Raw genomic sequence first — 17,746 nt, forward strand, 5'->3', positions numbered from 1 at the left:
GGGCCGGGTCCGACCAGGTCGGACCCGGCCCGCCGCACGAGCGCGACGCCGGTGACGGCGTCGATCAGCGACGCGGTCAGAAGCCGCGGGCGAGCCGGTAGTACGCCTGGTTCCAGCGGAGCTCGTCGGCGAAGCGGCGGGGGTTCGTGTCGGCGTCGATGACGACGAGCTCGGTGCGGGCCATTTCGGCGAGGTCGTGCAGCTCCTCCACGCCCACCGCCCGCGACAGCACGGTGTGGTGCGGGGCGCCCGCGGTGATCCACGCCTCGGCCGAGCCGGCCAGGTGCGGGCGGGGACGCCACACGGCCCGAGCCACCGGAAGCCGGGGCAGCGGCTGCGGCGGCGCCACCACGTCGACCTCGTTGGCGACCAGCCGGAACCGCTCGCCCATGTCCGCCAGGCCGAGCACCACCGCCGGGCCGGGGTCGGCGTCGAAGACCAGCCGGACCGGGTCCTCCCGGCCGCCGATGCTCAACGGGTGGATCTCCACGTTCGGTACGTCCGCAGCGATCGTCGGACACACCTCGAGCATGTGGGCGCCGAGGATCAACTCCGCGCCCGGAGTCAGGTCGTAGGTGTAGTCCTCCATGAACGAGGTACCGCCCTCGGCACCGACCGACATCGCCTTGAGCGTGTGCACCAGCACGGAGGTCTTCCAGTCCCCCTCCCCGCCGAAGCCGTACCCGTCGGCCATCAACCGCTGCACGGCGATGCCGGGCAGTTGCCGCAGCCCGCCGAGGTCCTCGAAGTTGGTGGTGAAGGCCCGGAAACCGCCGGCGTCCAGGAACGCACGCAGGCCGAGTTCCTGCCGGGCCGCGTACCGCAACGAATCGTGCCGCTCGCCACCGGGGCGCAGCTCGGCGGCGACGCGGAAGGTGTCGTCGTACTCCTTGACCAGGTCGTCGATCTGCGCGTCGGTGACCTCATCGACCACCCGGACCAGGTCGTTGACCCCATAGGTGTTGACCGAGACCCCGAAGCGCAGCTCCGCCTCGACCTTGTCCCCCTCGGTCACCGCGACGTCGCGCATGTTGTCGCCGAAGCGCGCCAGGCGCAGCGAACGCATCGCCGACCAGCCGATCGCCGCTCGGGTCCAGGCGCCGACGCGGGAGGCGACGCGCGGATCGGTGACGTGCCCGGCGACCGTCTTGCGGGCCACCCCGAGCCGGGTCTGGATGAACCCGAACTCCCGGTCGCCGTGGGCGGCCTGGTTCAGGTTCATGAAGTCCATGTCGATCTCGTCCCACGGCAGCAGGACGTTGGCCTGGGTGTGCAGGTGCAGCAGCGGAGTCTGCAGCGCGTCCAGGCCGGAGATCCACATCTTCGCCGGCGAGAAGGTGTGCATCCAGGCGATGACCCCGATCGCACCCTGCACGGCGGCATCCCGGCATACCTGCAGGATGTCGGCGCTGGTCGTCAGGACCGGCTTCCAGACCACCCGGGCGGGGATGTGCGGCGATTCGTCGAGCAGGGCGGCGATCTGACGGGACTGCTCGGCAACCTGCCGAAGAGTGTCCTCGCCGTACATCGCCTGGCTTCCGGTGAGAAACCAGACCTCGGGTTCAGGGTGTGTTGCCATGGGAGTTGCCTTCCGCGAGAGGGGCGGTCACTTGTAGCGGATGCCGATGAGACGCTGGAACAGGATGAATGCGAAGAGTAAACCTCCGATCACAATTTTGGTCCACCACGAGTTCAGGCTGCCGTCAAAAGTGATCAATGTCTGGATCACACCGAGCACCAGCACACCCAGCACCGTGCCGAAGATGTAGCCGGAGCCTCCGGTGAGGACGGTTCCTCCGATCACCACCGCCGCGATCACGTCGAGTTCCATCCCGACCGCGATCAGCGGCGCCCCGGAGAGCGTGTAGAAGGAGAGCAGGATCCCGCCGATCGCCGAGCACAGCCCGCTGATGGTGTAGACGGCGATCCGGGTACGCGCCACCGGCAGGCCCATCAGCAACGCCGACTGCGGGTTGCCGCCGATCGCGTAGACGTTGCGGCCGAGCCGGGTGTACGACAACACGTACGCGGCGACGAGGACCACCGCGAAGGCGATGAGCACGCTGATCGAGACGAAGTTGCCCCGCGGATCGCCGATCCGGTACTGCGACATCGTGGTCCAGAAGCCGTCGGTGATCGGGATCGAGGCGTCGCTGATGAACGTGCACATGCCGCGCGCGAAGAACATTCCGGCGAGGGTCACGATGAACGGCTGGAGATCGAAGAAGTGGATCGCGCAACCCATCAGGAAGCCGAGCGTCGGCCCGATCAGCAGCGCGATCACCAGCACCACCAGCGCCGGCAGGCCCGACTGGAGCAGCCACGCCGAGACCATCGCGGTCATCGCGACCACCGAGCCGACCGACAGGTCGATGCCGCCGGTGAGGATCACGAAGGTCATCCCGACCGCGACCACCAGTAGGAAACCGTTATCGATGAAGACGTTGAAGATGACCTGGATGTTGGAGAAGGCCCGGTACTGGGACACACCGATGCCGTACATGACCAGCAGCAGGGCGAGGGTGACCAGTACCGGAACGTGCCGCCGGGGCAGCCGGGCCCAGCTCGGACCGGTGGTCAGCGAGGTCGTGGTCACGCCGGCACCTCCTGCTTCTGCTGCTGGGGCGACGGGGTCGCCGGGGGTGGGGTGCCGCGTCCGCGACGACGGAACTTCGCGCGGAAGGCCGGTGCCTGGATGAGGCAGACGGCGATGACGACCACCGCCTTGAACAGCAGCGCCGTCTGTGGGGAGATGTTCATGGCGTACACCGTCGTAGTGAGGGTCTGGATGATCAGCGCACCGAGGATGCTGCCGCTGAGGTAGAACCGGCCGCCGGCCAGGGACGTGCCACCGATGACGACCGCGAGGATCGCGTCGAGCTCCACCCAGAGGCCGGTGTTGTTGCCGTCGGCGCTGGAGACGTTGGCGGTCATCATGAAGCCGGCGACAGCGGCGCACGCGGCGCTGACGACGTAGACGAGGAAGACGATCCGCGCCGACCGGATGCCGGCCAGACGGCTGGCCTCACGGTTCCCGCCCACCGACTCGACGATCATGCCGAGGGCGGTACGGCGGGTGAGCGCCGCGACGAGCAGGGCCGCGCCCAGCGCGATGAAGATCGCAAGGGGCAGGGTCAGGAAGTGACCCAGACCGATGGCGCGGAACGGGCCGGAGTTGATGGTGATGATCTGACCTTCGGCGACCAACTGGGCGAGGCCCCGGCCGGCCACCATGAGGATGAGCGTGGCGATGATCGGCTGGATGCCGATCACGGACACCAGGACGCCGTTCCACGCGCCGAGCACGAGCGCCACACCGAGCGCCATGGCGAGCGCGGTGAACACGGTGACCAGATTGTTCTGATCCGGCGCCTGACTGATGTAGAGGCAGGCGATGGCGCCACTGATGGCGCAGGTCGAACCGACCGACAGGTCGATGCCGCCGGTGGAGATGACCAGGGTCATGCCCAGCGCGACCAGGATCAGAGGTGCGCTCAACCGGAGGATGTCGATCGGTGTGCCGTACAGGTGGCCGTTGTTGACCTCGATGCTCAGGAAGCCGGGCCGGTAGATGGTGTTGGCCAATAACATGACCACGAGCACGGCGACCGGCCAGAAGAGCCGGTGACCGAGGATGGTTCGGTAGCGGTCCTTGGCGTTGTTCACTTGTCCGCCTCCTCCCGCTGGGAACCGCTGGCGATAGTCTGCATGACCCGGTCGGCGTTGACCGTGTCATCGTTGTTGAGCTGCGCCACCATCTCCCGGTCGCGCATCACCGCGACCTTGTGGCTCAGCCGCAGCACCTCCTCCAACTCGGCGGAGATGAACAGCACGGCCATGCCGCCGTCGGAGAGCTGCACCACGAGCTTCTGGATCTCGGCCTTGGCCCCGACGTCGATGCCGCGGGTCGGTTCGTCGAGAATGAGCAGGCGGGGCTCGGTGATCAGCCAGCGGGCCAGCAGGACCTTCTGCTGGTTGCCGCCGGAGAGGTTGCGCACCGGCACGTCGGGATTGGCGGGCCGGATACTCAGCGCCTTGATGTACTGCTCGACCAGTTCGTCCTGGCGGCGACGCGGGATCGGGCGCAGCCAACCGCGCGAGGCCTGCATCGCCAGGATCATGTTCTCCCGGACGGTCAGGTCGGGGATGATCCCCTCCGCGCGGCGGTTCTCCGAACAGAACCCGATGCCGCGCTCGATGGCTTGCACCGGGTTACGCAGGCCGCCCGGTTTGCCGCTCACCGCGACCTCACCCCGGTCGGCCCGGTCGGCTCCGAAGAACAGCCGCGCCACCTCGGTGCGACCGGAGCCGAGCAGGCCGGCCAGGCCGACCACCTCACCGGCGTGGATGGTCAGGCTGAACGGGGCGACCGCACCCTTGCGGCCCAGCTGCGAGACCTCCATGAACGGGGTCCCGCCCTCCAGTGCCGCCAGATCCCGCCGGGAGTGCTCCTCGATTCCTTCGAGGACGTCGAGCTCCTTGCCGATCATCTTCTCCACCAGGGCGAGCTGCGGCAGCTCGGCGGTCGGGTACTCGCCGACCAGGGTGCCGTTGCGCAGCACGGTGATCCGGTCGGCCATGCCGTAGACCTGGTCGAGGAAGTGGGTCACGAAGAGGATGGCGATTCCCTCGTCGCGCAGCTGGCGCATGATCCGGAAGAGCTGCTCCACCTCGCCGGCGTCCAGGCTGGAGGTCGGCTCGTCGAGGATCAGCACCCGGGCCTGCACGTCGATCGCGCGGGCGATGGCGACCATCTGCTGCACCGCCAGCGAGTAGCTCGCCACCGGCGCGGTGACGTCGATGTCGAGGTCCAGCCGGGCCAGCAACTGCCGGGCACGTCGCCGGACCTCGCCCCAGCGTACGGCGCCGAAGCGGCGGGGCTCCCGACCGATGAAGATGTTCTCCGCCACCGAAAGGTTCGGGCAGAGGTTCACCTCCTGGTAAACCGTGCTGACCCCGGCGGCGGATGCCTGCATCGGCCCGTTGAAGGCCACCTGCTCCTCGCCGAGCGTGATGGTGCCTTCGTCGATACCGTAGACGCCGGTCAACACCTTGATCAGGGTCGACTTGCCGGCGCCGTTCTCGCCCATGAGGGCGTGCACCTCGCCGGGAAAGAGCCGGAAATCGACGTTGTGGAGTGCGCGCACCCCGGGAAAGGACTTGCTGATCCCGGTCATCGTCAGGACCGGACGACTATCCGTCATCCCATCAGGCCTTCTTCTGGGTTTTATCGATACGGATGGGCCACGGCGTTCCCGTCGCGTCCGCCCGGTCGACCCGTGGGTCGACCGGGCGGACGTGGTACAGGTTGTCGGGCCAGGCGCCCAGTCCGTCGGGAGGTGGGCGGCGCGGTGGGGTCGCCACGGTCAGCGCGGCGACCCCGGGCGTCGATCAGTACTTGCGGTTGGGCAAGGCTTCCTTGGCCTGCTCCTGCGTGAAGGTGGTCTCGTCGACCTCGATCCGCGGCGCCACTTCCTCGCCGGCGTGCACCTTCTTGGCCAGGTCCATCAGCTGTGGCCCGAGCAGCGGGCTGCACTCCGCGATGAAGTTGAACTTGCCGTCGGCCAGGGCCTGCATGCCGTCCTTGACCGCGTCGATGGTGATGATGATGATGTCCTTGCCGGGCTCCTTGCCCGCTGCGGTGATCGCCTCAAGAGCACCGAGGCCCATGTCGTCGTTGTGCGCGAACAGCACGTCGATCTTCGGGTGGGCCTTCAGGAACTGCTCCATGACCTGCTTGCCCCCGGCACGGGTGAAGTCACCCGACTGGGAAGCGATGATCTTCAGCTTGGGGTCGGCCGCGATCGCCTCGGCGAAGCCCTGCTTGCGGTCGTTGGCCGGGGCCGAACCGGTGGTGCCCTGCAACTCGACGATGTTCACGTCGCCGGTCGCGTCCTTCATCTCCTCGATCAGCCACTCCCCCGACAGCCGGCCTTCCTTGACGAAGTCCGAGCCGAGGAAGGTCTTGTAGAGCGACTTGTCGGCCGAGTCCACGGCGCGGTCGGTCAGGATCACCGGGATGCCGGCGTCCTTGGCCTCCTTGAGCACGGTGTCCCAACCGGACTCCACCACGGGCGAGAAGGCGATCACGTCGACCTTCTGCTGGATGTAGTTGCGGATGGCCTTGATCTGGTTCTCCTGCTTCTGCTGGGCGTCGTCGAACTTCAGCTCGATGCCCGCCTCGGCAGCCGCCTCCTTGATGGAGTTGGTGTTGGCCGTCCGCCAGCCGCTCTCCGCGCCGACCTGGGAGAAGCCCATGACGATCTTGTCGTTGCCGCCCTCACCGCCGCCTCCGGTGTCGCTGTTGCCGCAGGCGGCCACGCTACCGGCAAGCAGTACGGCGGCAAGAGCCGCGACGGCGCGCCGAGGCGCGAGGGACATTCGCATGTTTCTCATCGATACTCCTCGGATGGGGTTACGGGTGACCACCGCCCACGAGATGCCCGGGCGGCGGTTGCTGATGGTGCAAATCTTGTGCGGGGGAAATACGGGTTCGAATCGCGGGTCGCCAGTGGCCCGTGATCCGGCTAGGAGCTCGGCGCAGGCGAGGGGCGCTGGCCGTAGACGTTCTGGTAGCGGTCGTACAGGGCGTCGATGTCGGCCTGCGCGATCGGTATCGGTTGCCCGAGCGCCCGCGCCAGGTGCGCGGTCCGGGCGACGTCCTCACACATCACCGCGGCCTTGACCGCGGCCCGGGCGGTCGGCCCGATGGTGAAGACGCCGTGGTTACGCATCAGCACCGCCGGCGAACGGTGCCCGGTGAGGGTGCTGACGATCCCCTTGCCGATGTCGTCGCCGCCGATCAGCGCGAACGGGCCCACCGGGATCTCCCCGCCGAACTCGTCCGCCTGAGCGGTCAGGTAGCAGGGAATCGACTCGCCGCGGGCCGCCCAGGCGGTCGCGTACGTGCTGTGGGTGTGGACCACCCCGCCGACCTCGGGCATGGCGCGGTAGACGTAGGCGTGCGCTGCGGTGTCGCTCGACGGTGACAGGTCACCCTCGACCGGTACACCGTCGAGGTCGCAGAGCACCATGTTGTCCGCCGAGAGGTCGTCGTAGTCGACGCCGCTCGGCTTGATCACCATCAGATCGCGGCCGGGCACCCGCGCGGAGACGTTCCCGGCCGTCCACGCCACCAGTCCGTAGCGGGTCAACTCGCCGTGCAGGCGGGCGACGATTTCCCGCAATTCACGCTCGGTCATACGACCACCTCCAGCGCGGTCTCGTGTTGCGACGCGGCCGATTCGACGGCCGCGTTCCGGATCGCCCGCAGGCGCAGCATCACGTCGTTGCCGCCACGACCGAAGTGGTCGTGCAGCGTCCGGTACTCGGCGTAGAGGGCGTCGTACGCGCGTGCCCGGTCCGGGTCCGGCCGGTAGACGGCCTCGTCCACCCGGCCCATCGCCTGCGACGCCTCGTGGATCGAGGGATAGGCTCCGGCGGCCACCGCAGCGTGGATGGCCGAGCCGAGCGCGGGCCCCTGAGCGGAACCGATGATGCCGAGTGGCCGGTTGGTGACGTCGGCGTAGATCTGCATGAGCAGCTCGTTCGACGTGAGGCCCCCGGCGACCACCAGGTCGTCGACGTTCACCCCCGCCTCGACGAACGCTTCGATGATCATGCGGGTGCCGTACGCCGTCGCTTCCAGCAGGGCCCGGTAGATGTCCTCCGGCCGGGTGGCCAGCGTGAGCCCGACGATCATTCCGCTGAGGTCGTGGTTGACCAGCAGCGACCGGTTGCCGTTCCACCAGTCGAGGGCGACCAGCCCGTGGGCGCCGACCGGCTGGGCGGCGGCCAACTCGGTGAGCCGCTGGTGCGAGGCCACCTCCGCCGGAGCGGCGTGCTTGACGAACCAGCCGAAGATGTCGCCGACGCCGCTCTGCCCGGCCTCGTATCCCCAGGCTCCGGCGCTGATGCCACCGTCGACGACGCCGCACATCCCGGCCACCTCGGCGGGGTGCGCGCCGTTGACCACGTGACAGGTGGAGGTTCCCATGATCGCCACCAGCCGACCCGGCGCGAGTGCCTGCGCGGAGGCGGCCGTGACGTGGGCGTCGACGTTGCCGACCGCCACCGCGATCCCCTCCGGCAGACCGGTCCACGCGGCGGCCTGCGCGGTCAGCTCGCCGGCCTTGCCCGCCAGCGGCATCAACGGACCGTCCAGCTTGGCCACGAAGTCGCCGAAGTCGGGGTTCAGCGCGGTCAGGTAGTCCGTCGACGGGTAGGCGCCGTCCTGGAAGATGCCCTTGTAGCCGGCCGTGCAGACGTTGCGGGTCTCGACGCCGCACAACTGCCACACGATCCAGTCGGCGGCCTCGATGAAGCGCTCGGCCCGCCGGTACACCTCCGGGTCCTCCTCCAGGAGTTGCAGGCCCTTGGCGAACTGCCACTCGGCGGAGATCTTGCCGCCGTACCGCCCGATCCACGGCTCGCCGCGTTCGTGGGCCAACGCGTTGATCCGATCGGCGTGCGGCTGCGCCGCGTGATGCTTCCAGAGCTTCACCCAGGAGTGCGGGCGCTGACGCAGCTCCGGCACCTCGCACAGTGGAGTGCCGTCGGCGAGCGTCGGCAGCACCGTGCAGGCGGTGAAGTCGATACCGATGCCGATGACGTGGCTGGGATCCACCCCGGCTGCGGCCACCGCCGCCGGCACCGCCCGCCGCAGCACCTCGCGGTAGTCCTCGGGATCCTGCAGAGCCCAGTCGGGTGGCAGGGGCGTGCCGCCATCCGGCAGGGCGGAACTGATAACCGCATTGCCGTACTCGTGCACCGCGGTTCCCAGCTCGGCACCGTCTCGGATCCGGACCACCAGGGCCCGTCCGGACAGTGTCCCGTAGTCCACCCCGACGACGTACCGGTCGCCCGCTTCGTCCACACCGCTCATCTTCACCTCCGGCCGATGACGGACCTCATTGTTAGCGCTCACATCCCGCGCCGTCAAGACACTCGCGGGCAACAGCTCCGTAACGGAGTGCAGCCCGTAGCCCCGTCGCGCCGGCGATCGACCGCCCCTTACCGCCGCCGCACGGTCGACGCGGCCGGAATCGTAGTCGGATTCCGTACCCACGGGGTACCTGCGCCGTACGCTCCCCCGTCCCGGCCCAGCGAAGGCCCCAGACCACGCCGTGGCCGGGCAGCCGCCGCACACCTCGCCGCCCCGCCGACGAGCAGCGATTCTTCTCCCCGGACACGCCGGCTTCCGGCTCCGGCGACAGGGGCTGCACCGGGCGGCGACCCGACGCGGTCGGCCCGGGTGAAGCCGACCGATGGATGACCGGAGGTGCCGGAAAACGTCCTGTCTGGACCTCCGGTCCGGACGCGGGCCACCGCCACCCGGACACGAACGCCAGGGCCGTTCGCGGAAAGGGCCAGCGGACGCCGAAGCTGCCGCCGGGGCAGCACCTCGACCGCCCGGAGCCGGCTCGTATTAGCGTTAACAATCGTCGATCCGCAGGCGCCGGTCCGAGCAACCCGGCCGATGCCGCAACGAACGGGTCCGATCCGATGATTCGCAATCACCCGAGCCGATTGACATGCGGGTTCGGCATGGGGCGGTGACTTTGTGACGTCCGCCGATGCCGTTGGCGCGATTTATAGCGACGGTCGACGATTTACAGGATTGGATGTCAGCGATAACATCCTTGCCATCGACGCGTTCGGCGCCGGGGTGAACCGCCACGTCGTCAGGCCCAGGCCGACGCGACGACAGTGACGGCCGACGCGATCCGCGGGCGGACCGCCGGCGGCAGGCGTCCCCGCCACGGTCCGGTTGCTCCGTTCACCGAGGGGCGAACAGCGAGCAGCCACACCCACTCTGACGGCGCCTGGACTCACCCCCGACAGCTCGACGACCGGCATCTGTCTGCCCCGTGACCCCGAGGAGGTTCGAATGCGCGCACGACCACGATGGTTGGCCGCCCTGAGCGTTCTGGTACTGGCACTCACCGCGTTCGTCTTCGATGGAGCCCACTCGATGAAGCCCGCTCAGGCCCTCAACAACGGCGTGGCCCGCACCCCGCCGATGGGATGGAACACCTGGAACACCTTCGGCTGCAACATCAACGAGACACTCATCCGACAGATGGCCGACACCATCGTCAGCACCGGCATGCGCGACCTCGGCTACAAGTACGTCGTCGTTGACGACTGCTGGTTCGATCCCAACCGCGACGCGCAGGGTAACCTACAGGCCCACCCGGGCCGTTTCCCGAGCGGAATGAAGGCCCTCGGCGACTACCTGCACGCCCGCGGCCTGCTCTTCGGCATCTACCAGGTGCCCCGGGACAAGACCTGCGCCCAGTACTTCGGCTCGTGGCCCGGCGCCACCGGCAGCCTGGGGCACGAATACCAGGACGCCCGGCAGTTCGCCGCCTGGGGAGTCGACTTCCTCAAGTACGACTGGTGCTCGCCCTGGGGCAGCATCAACGACCAGATCGCCGGGTTCTCCCTGATGCGCGACGCCCTGGCGGCCACCGGCCGACCCATCGTCTACAGCATCAACCCGAACAGCATCCACGAGAAGACCGGCCCTCAGCGCAACTGGGGCGACATCGCCAACATGTGGCGGACCACCGAGGACATCACCAACGCGTGGAACACCGGCCAGACCAACGGCTACCCGATGGGCATCCAGAACATCGTGAACGTCAACGTGCCGTTGGCCTCGTACGCCTCGCCGGGGTCGTTCAACGACCCGGACATGCTCGTGGTCGGCAACGGCGGAATGACCGACACCGAGATGCGCAGCCACTTCGCCCTCTGGGCCATCATGGCTGCGCCGCTGATGGCGGGTAACGACATCCGCAACGCCAACGCCGCGACCATGAACATCCTGCGCAACCAGAATCTCATCGCGATCAACCAGGACCCGCTGGCGCTACAGGCCGTGCAGGTGTCCAACGACGGCACCCGCCGGGTGCTGGCCAAGCGGCTGGCCAACGGCGACGTGGCCGTGGCCCTGCTCAACCAGGGCAGCTCCACCACCACCGTGTCCACCACGGCGGCGGCGATCGGCAAGTCCGGCAATTCGTTCACGCTCCGCGACGCCTGGACCGACGGCACCTCGACCACCAGCGGCACGATCTCCGCCAGCGTGCCGGCGCACGGCACGGTGGTGTACCGGGTCAGCGGTGGCGAGACCAGCACCCCGCCGCCGCCGTCAACCACCTTCCGGCTGCGCAGCGAGTCGTCCGGCCGATGCCTCGACGTCAACAACAGCGGCACCGCCAACGGCACCGCGACACTGATCTGGGACTGCCACAACAACAGCAACCAGAGATTCACCCAGAGCGGCCAGGCCCTCCAGGTGCTCGGTAAGTGCCTCGACATCTCGACGAACGCCACCGCCGGCACCCCGGTGCAGATCTGGGACTGCAACGGCGGCACCAACCAGCAGTGGACCTTCAACGGCAACGGCACCATCAGCAGTGTGCGCTTCCCGAGCCTCTGCCTGGACGTCAACAACAACGGCACCGCCAACGGCACCACCGTCATCGTCTGGACCTGCCACACCGCCGCAAACCAGCGCTGGTCCCGGGCCTGATCCCCGCCCCACCCGTCGATCTTGCACTTCTGGTCGCTGACGTCGTCGCTCGCGACAGATAGTGCAAGATCGACGGTGCGCGGTTCGCGCGAGTGTTAAGAAGGGCCCCTTCCTCTACGCGAGGCGTTAAAAAGGGGCCCTTCCTTGCATCAACGGCTCGCGCCGAGGCGGCGTTTGTTGTAGACGTCGAAGGCCACGGCGACGAGCAGCACCAGGCCCTTCACCACCGACTGCAGCGACTGGTCCACGCCCATGAGCTGCATGCCGTTGCTCATGACCGCCATGATGAGGCCGCCGACCATGGCGCCCACCACGGTGCCCACTCCCCCGGTGACGGCCGCACCGCCGATGAACGCGGCGGCGATCGCGTCGAGTTCGAACATGTTGCCGGCGGCGGGCTGCGCGCCGTTGGACCGGGAGGAGAAGATGATGCCCGCGATGGCGGACAGGAAACCCATGTTGACGAAGATCCAGAAGTTGACGGTCTTGACCTTGACACCCGACAGCATCGCCGCGGAGAGGTTGCCGCCGATCGCGTAGACCTGCCGGCCGAAGACCGTACGCCGGGTGAGCAGCCCGTAGACGAGCACCAGCGCGGCGAGGATGATCAGCACGATCGGCAGGCCCCGGGCGTGGGCCAGTTGCCAGGCGAACCACATGACCACGGCGCCGACCAGCGCCATCCGCGCGACGAACAGCGCGAACGATTCCACGGGCTGCTGGTAGCGGATGCGGGCCACCCGGGTCCGGAAGCAGCTCACCACGTAGCCGGCCACCGCAATGGCACCGATGAGCAGGGTGAAGGCGTCGTATCCGTCGCCGCCGATCAGTCCGTTGAGGAAACCAGCCGCGATTTTGTTGTACTCGGCCGGGAACGGCGACAGCGAGATGTTGTCCAGCACCCGCAGCGTGAGACCGCGGAACAGCAGCATGCCCGCCAGGGTCACGATGAAAGCGGGGATGCCGACGTAGGCCACCCAGAAGCCGTGCCACGCGCCGACCGCGAGCCCGACGGCCACCGCCGCCAGCACGCCGACCCACCAGGGCTGTCCCTGCCGGATGACGACCACCGCGGAGACCGCGCCGGTCAACGCCACCACCGAGCCCACCGACAGGTCGATGTGGCCACCGATGATCACGATGACCATGCCGATGGCGAGCACGAGGATGTACGAATACTGAAGGACGATGTTGGTGATGTTGCCCGGGCTCAGCGAGAGACCGTCGGTCAGGAACGCGAAGAGCGCGACGATGACGACGAGGGCAACGAAGATGCCGCTCTGCCGCAGGTTGTTCAGGATCAGCGCACGGGGATCGCTGGTGCCGACATGCAGCGCGGCGGCGGGGGCACTCTCGGCCGGCTTCGTCTGCGCCCCCGAGGAGGGCTTGGTGCTGGTCATCGCGCGGGTTCCTTGTCCTTCGCCATGAGTTCCATGAGCTTCTCCTGGGTCGCCTCACCGACCGGCACCACGCCGGTGATGCGACCCGCCGAAAGCGTGTAGATGCGGTCGCACATGCCGAGCAGCTCGGGCAGTTCGGAGGAGATGATGATGACGGCCTTACCGTCAGCGACCAACCGGTTGATGATCGTGTAGATCTCGAACTTCGCCCCGACATCGATGCCCCGGGTCGGCTCGTCCAGGATCAGCACGTCCGGGTCGGTGAACAGCCACTTGGACAGGACGACCTTCTGCTGGTTGCCGCCGGAGAGCTTGCCCACCACCGACATCACGCTCGGCGCCTTGATGTTCATGTCACGCCGGCTCGCTTCGGCGACCCTGGTCTCCTCGTTGTCGTGCACCCAACCGAAGCGGGCGAGCTTGCGCAGGCCGGCCGAGGAGACGTTGCTCCGGATGTTGTCGATCAGGTTCAGCCCGAAGCGCTTACGGTCCTCCGTCGCGTACGCGATGCCGTTGCCGATCGCCTCAGCGACCGAGCGTGCCTTTACCTCCCTGCCGTGCATGTAGAGCCGGCCGGTGATGTCCCGACCGTACGAGCGACCGAAGACACTCATGGCCAGCTCCGTACGTCCCGCGCCCATCAGTCCGGCGATGCCGACCACCTCCCCGGCCCGTACGTCGAGGCTGGCACCGTCGACGACCAGGCGGTCCTGCGTCGGATGCCGTACGGTCCAGTCCTCGATGCGCAGCACCTCCTCGCCGGGCGTGGAGACCCGGTCGGGATAGAAGCTGTCCAGATCCCGCCCGACCATGCCGCGGATGATCCGGTCCTGGGTCACCTCCCCCGCGCGCATGTCGAGCCGTTCCACCGTCCGGCCGTCGCGCAGCACCGTGGTCGAGTCGGCGATCGAGGTGATCTCGTTGAGCTTGTGCGAGATCATGATGCAGGTGATGCCCTGCTCCCGCAGCCGGCGCATCAGATTGAGCAGGTGCGCCGAGTCGAGGTCGTTGAGCGCGGCGGTCGGCTCGTCCAGGATCAGCAGCTTGACCCTCTTGGACAGTGCCTTGGCAATCTCCACCAGCTGTTGCTTGCCGACGCCGAGCTGGACGACGGGCGTCACCGGGTTCTCGTGCAGCCCGACCGAGGCGAGCAGCTCGGCGGCGTCGGCGTTGGTGCGGTTCCAGTCGATCAGGCCGCTACGACCCCGGCGTTCGTTGCCGAGGAAGATGTTCTCGGCGATCGACAGGTACGGCACCAGGGCGAGTTCCTGGTGGATGATGACGATGCCGTGGCCCTCGCTGTCCCGGATGCCGCGGAAGTCCACCGGCTTGCCGTCGAGGAGAATCTCCCCCTCGTAACTACCAGCGGGGTAGACGCCCGAGAGCACCTTCATCAGCGTGGACTTGCCAGCGCCGTTCTCACCGCAGATGGCGTGGATCTCGCCACGCGCAACGGCGAGCGAGACGTCCTGGAGCGCCGCCACCCCTGGGAAGGTCTTGGTGATGCGACGCATCTCAAGGATGTTGTCGCCCATGGTCACCGTCCTGCGGTCTAGATCGTCGTGAGGGGCAGAGTAACCAATCCAGACAGGATCCGGGCTCGGCGGCGGGCACCGCCACCGAGCCCGGCGATCACCGTCAGCCCTTGGCCTGGCCGGCGGCGACCTCCTCAGCGGTGAAGTAACCGGAGTCGATCAGGATGGGCTTGATCTCGTCCTTGTAGACGGTCTGGACCGGCAGCAGGTACGACGGGACGACCTTGACCCCGTTGTTGTAGGTCTCGGTGTCGTTGGCCTCCGGCGTCTTGCCCTGAAGGAACGCCTCACCGGCGACCACGGCCTGCTCGGCGAGCAGACGGGTGTCCTTGAAGATGGTGGAGTTCTGCACCCCGTCGTTGATCAGCTTGACCGAGGCGATCTCGGCGTCCTGCCCGGTCACCACCGGCATCTCGCCGGATCCGCCGTAGCCGGCGTTCTGCAAGGCGGTGATGATGCCGCGCGACAGGCCGTCGTACGGCGACAGGACCCCGTGCACCTTGGTGCCGTCGTTGTAGCTCGACGTGAGCAGGTCCTCCATCCGCTTCTGCGCGGCCTCCTGCTGCCAGCGCAGGATCGCCACCTGCTCGATCTTGGTCTGCCCCGACTTGACCTTCAGCGTGCCGTCCTCGATGAACGGCTTGAGGGTGTCCATCGCGCCGTCGAAGAAGAAGTGGGCGTTGTTGTCGTCCAGCGAGCCGGCGAACAGCTCGATGTTGAACGGGCCCTTGGCGTCGCCCTTCGAGCCGTCCTTGTTCTGCACGCCGAGCCCGACCAGCAGCGCGGTGGCCTGCGCGACTCCGACCTTGTAGTTGTCGAAGCTGACGTAGAAGTCGACGTTCGGGCTGTCCCGGATCAGCCGGTCGTAGGCGATGACCGGGATCTTCGCGTCGGCCGCCGCCTGCAGCTGCCCGCTCAGCGCGGTGCCGTCGATCGCCGCGATGATCAGCACGTTGGCACCCCGCGTGATCATCTGGTCGACCTGCTGCGACTGGGTGGGGATGTCGTCGCCGGCGTACTGCAGGTCCACCTTGTAGCCCTTGGCCTCCAGCTTCTCCTTGACCGAGTTGCCGTCGGCGATCCACCGCTCGGAGGTCTGGGTCGGCATCGAGACGCCGATGGTCAGGTCGGCGGGCTTGTCACCGTCCTTCCCGCCGCTGCCGGCGCCCTCGCCACTGCAAGCCGCCATGCTGAGCGCCAGTACGGCGCTGCCGAGAACGGCCAGGACTCTTCTGCTCACTGGCTTCCCCAATCTGGAACTCGCGCCGTCGGTCCGGCTCGCGGGTCGCACTTGGAGGCCAAGTGTTAGCGCTCACAATGGCCAGGTCAACACCTGGCTGGACACCATGCGGTCACGGTCTCGTAACGAACAAACCGCTCCCCCGACCAGCCGGATCACCGCAGGTCAAGGCAGTGCCGGCGAGACCGCGCGCCGGATCGTGAACGCCTATAGAGACGAGACGATACACCACATCCGACGGTCGGTGGCGCACCGCAATTCCACCGACACGCCCGGCGACGAATCCCGGCGCGCAGTGGACCGGGAGCGAATGGCTGCCACGGCCCCGGGTGGGCCGGATCGGGCGGGGCGAATCGAAGCGACGGAATTCGCCAGTCCAGCCCTCGATTCGGCGTTGCCAGTGCGTTACGGGCGCGGCCTTGACATCGGCAGTCCCGGGACAGATGCTCTGCTAAATCAGTTTAGCGACCGTTACCGTTACACCATCCACCGCCGCCCGGGGCGCGAGACGACGGTGTCCGGTCGAACGGACGCGTCGACAAGGAGGACCGATGAGACTGCGAAGGACCCTGATCGCCTTCGCCGCAGTGCTGGCGCTCGCCTCGTCCGGCACGGCCTACGCCGCGTCGAAGGGCCAGGGCGCCACCGACGGCATCAAGAGCATCACGCCGATCACCACCGTCTACACCTACGGCCAGAAGGTTTCCGCGGTCGCCGTCGAGTACGCGCAGACGGTCAACCCCCGCACCCTGGACAACTCGACCTTCTCCGTCTCGGACACCAAGTACAACTTCCGCTTCAACCCCATCGAGGACCTGCCCAAGCTGGCCGAGCGGACGATCACCCACACCTACACCAACGACGCGCCCACCTCCCGCGCCGACCGCCGCTCGGTGCCGGGCCGGTACGTCATCGTCGAACTGGACCCGGACGAGAACCTGGGCTGGACGGTCGTCCTCTCCAAGTGCCCGACCTTCCTGTGCCACGTCAAGGTGAACACCGACCTGCCGACGCAGGTGGTGCAGCGCAAGGACGTGCACGCTCAGCCGGGCAACGGCAACGGCAAGGGCCCGGTGCTGGCCAAGGCCACGCCGACGGTCTCGCGTGGGGTCACCGAGAAGGCCGTCAACCTGCTCGTCGACGACTTCCAGTACGGCTCCTACCTCAACGCCGGCATGGTGCTGCCGTACCACTACCACCTGCCGAAGAACTACCAGCCGGGTAAGAAGTACCCGCTGATGGTGGTCCTGCCCGGCCACGGCATGGGCTGGGACGGCGACAACCTGGGCGTACAGATCGCCGCCGACATCCCGGCGACGGCCTGGCTCCAGTCCAGCTGGACCGGCAGCACCGAGGACGTCATCGTGCTGGCCCCGCAGAACCAGCGGGTGGGGCTGCCCGCCGAGGGCGATCTGCTGATCAAGCTGGTCGAGCAGTTCACCAAGGACTTCGCGGTGGACACCAAGCGGGTGTACGCCACCACCGTCTCGTACGGCTCGCGGCTGCTCTGGGAGGCGTTCGCCAAGCGCCCCGACCTGTTCACCGCCGGCCTGGTCACCGGTGGTTTCCAGGTCAGCGCCGACCAGGCGAAGGCCATCGCCGCCGGGGAGGTCCCGCTCTGGATCACCCACGGCGTCAACGACCACCTGCTCAACATCTCGCTCGCGCGCAACTCGAACGCCGCGCTGCGCTCGGCGTACGAGGCGCAGGGCAAGACACCGGAGCAGATCGCGGACCTGCTGCACTACACCGAGTACGGCAACGAGGCCTTCTCGCTGCCCGACCACCACGCCGCCTACGGCCCGACGTACGAGGACAGCAGCATCCTGCAGTGGCTGCTGGCCCAGCGAAAGAGCTGACAGCCCACACGGCCGGACCACCCTGACCACCCCGGTCAAGGTCGCCGGGCGCGACGCCAAACGTCGCGCCCGGCGATCCCGGGGGCCAGCGGGCACGCGGCGATCTTGCACTTGTGGTCGCCGAAATGAGCATTTCGCGGCGTATGCGGCGACCGAAAGTGCAAGATCGC

The 17,746-nt window shown here is 67.8% G+C and carries 12 protein-coding genes; 2 read left to right on the forward strand and 10 right to left on the reverse strand.

The genetic code is table 11. The annotated features are described in order from the left end of the window. Window positions 1-76: 76 nt before the first annotated feature. The 7 genes from araA to araB all read right to left on the reverse strand — a co-directional run bounded on the left by araA (window position 77) and on the right by araB (window position 8,884). The gene (gene araA, locus Vqi01_RS28200) at window positions 77-1,579 is read right to left on the reverse strand and encodes an L-arabinose isomerase (RefSeq protein WP_204038182.1); all 1,503 of its coding nucleotides are present in this window, start codon (window positions 1,577-1,579) and stop codon (window positions 77-79) included. Window positions 1,580-1,606: 27 nt separating this feature from the next. Then, the gene (gene yjfF, locus Vqi01_RS28205) at window positions 1,607-2,596 is read right to left on the reverse strand and encodes a galactofuranose ABC transporter, permease protein YjfF (protein WP_204038183.1); all 990 of its coding nucleotides are present in this window, start codon (window positions 2,594-2,596) and stop codon (window positions 1,607-1,609) included. Next, on the reverse strand, window positions 2,593-3,666 hold the full coding sequence (locus tag Vqi01_RS28210; RefSeq protein ID WP_204038184.1) for an ABC transporter permease: 1,074 nt from the start codon (window positions 3,664-3,666) through the stop codon (window positions 2,593-2,595). The genes yjfF and Vqi01_RS28210 overlap by 4 nt, the downstream gene beginning before the upstream one ends. Next, window positions 3,663-5,204, reverse strand: coding sequence for a sugar ABC transporter ATP-binding protein (locus tag Vqi01_RS28215; protein WP_204038185.1), 1,542 nt, complete (start codon window positions 5,202-5,204; stop codon window positions 3,663-3,665). Before Vqi01_RS28215 ends, Vqi01_RS28210 begins: the two co-directional genes overlap by 4 nt. 187 nt (window positions 5,205-5,391) lie before the next feature. Further along, on the reverse strand, window positions 5,392-6,396 hold the full coding sequence (locus Vqi01_RS28220; RefSeq protein ID WP_239098724.1) for an ABC transporter substrate-binding protein: 1,005 nt from the start codon (window positions 6,394-6,396) through the stop codon (window positions 5,392-5,394). A 131-nt stretch (window positions 6,397-6,527) separates the two neighbouring features. Further along, window positions 6,528-7,202 (reverse strand): L-ribulose-5-phosphate 4-epimerase, encoded by a 675-nt coding sequence (locus Vqi01_RS28225; protein WP_204038186.1) that lies wholly within the window; start codon window positions 7,200-7,202, stop codon window positions 6,528-6,530. Continuing rightward, complete coding sequence (gene araB, locus Vqi01_RS28230) at window positions 7,199-8,884, reverse strand: ribulokinase (RefSeq protein WP_204038187.1); 1,686 nt, start codon at window positions 8,882-8,884, stop codon at window positions 7,199-7,201. Before araB ends, Vqi01_RS28225 begins: the two co-directional genes overlap by 4 nt. A gap of 1,005 nt (window positions 8,885-9,889) precedes the next feature. Between araB and Vqi01_RS28235 the strand changes: the two genes are divergently transcribed. Beyond that, window positions 9,890-11,542, forward strand: a complete 1,653-nt coding sequence (locus Vqi01_RS28235) for a glycoside hydrolase family 27 protein (protein WP_204038188.1) — start codon at window positions 9,890-9,892, stop codon at window positions 11,540-11,542. 149 nt (window positions 11,543-11,691) lie between these two features. Here Vqi01_RS28235 and mmsB read toward each other — a convergent pair whose 3' ends face one another. The 3 genes from mmsB to chvE all read right to left on the reverse strand — a co-directional run bounded on the left by mmsB (window position 11,692) and on the right by chvE (window position 15,717). Next, window positions 11,692-12,942 carry a multiple monosaccharide ABC transporter permease gene (gene mmsB, locus Vqi01_RS28240; protein WP_204038189.1) on the reverse strand — a complete coding sequence of 417 codons (1,251 nt, stop codon included), beginning with the start codon at window positions 12,940-12,942 and terminating at the stop codon, window positions 11,692-11,694. Further along, on the reverse strand, window positions 12,939-14,477 hold the full coding sequence (gene mmsA / locus Vqi01_RS28245) for a multiple monosaccharide ABC transporter ATP-binding protein (protein WP_204038190.1): 1,539 nt from the start codon (window positions 14,475-14,477) through the stop codon (window positions 12,939-12,941). Before mmsA ends, mmsB begins: the two co-directional genes overlap by 4 nt. A 103-nt stretch (window positions 14,478-14,580) precedes the next feature. Beyond that, window positions 14,581-15,717, reverse strand: a complete 1,137-nt coding sequence (chvE, locus tag Vqi01_RS28250; protein ID WP_275408852.1) for a multiple monosaccharide ABC transporter substrate-binding protein — start codon at window positions 15,715-15,717, stop codon at window positions 14,581-14,583. Between the two features lie 551 nt (window positions 15,718-16,268). Here chvE and Vqi01_RS28255 point away from each other — a divergent pair. Further along, a complete protein-coding gene (locus Vqi01_RS28255) occupies window positions 16,269-17,576 on the forward strand; it encodes a hypothetical protein (protein ID WP_204038191.1) in 1,308 nt (435 codons plus the stop codon). The last annotated feature ends 170 nt before the right edge of the window (window positions 17,577-17,746 follow it).

Origin of the sequence: Micromonospora qiuiae, assembly GCF_016863555.1 — a bacterium.
Taxonomy (GTDB): Bacteria; Actinomycetota; Actinomycetes; order Mycobacteriales; family Micromonosporaceae; genus Micromonospora; species Micromonospora qiuiae.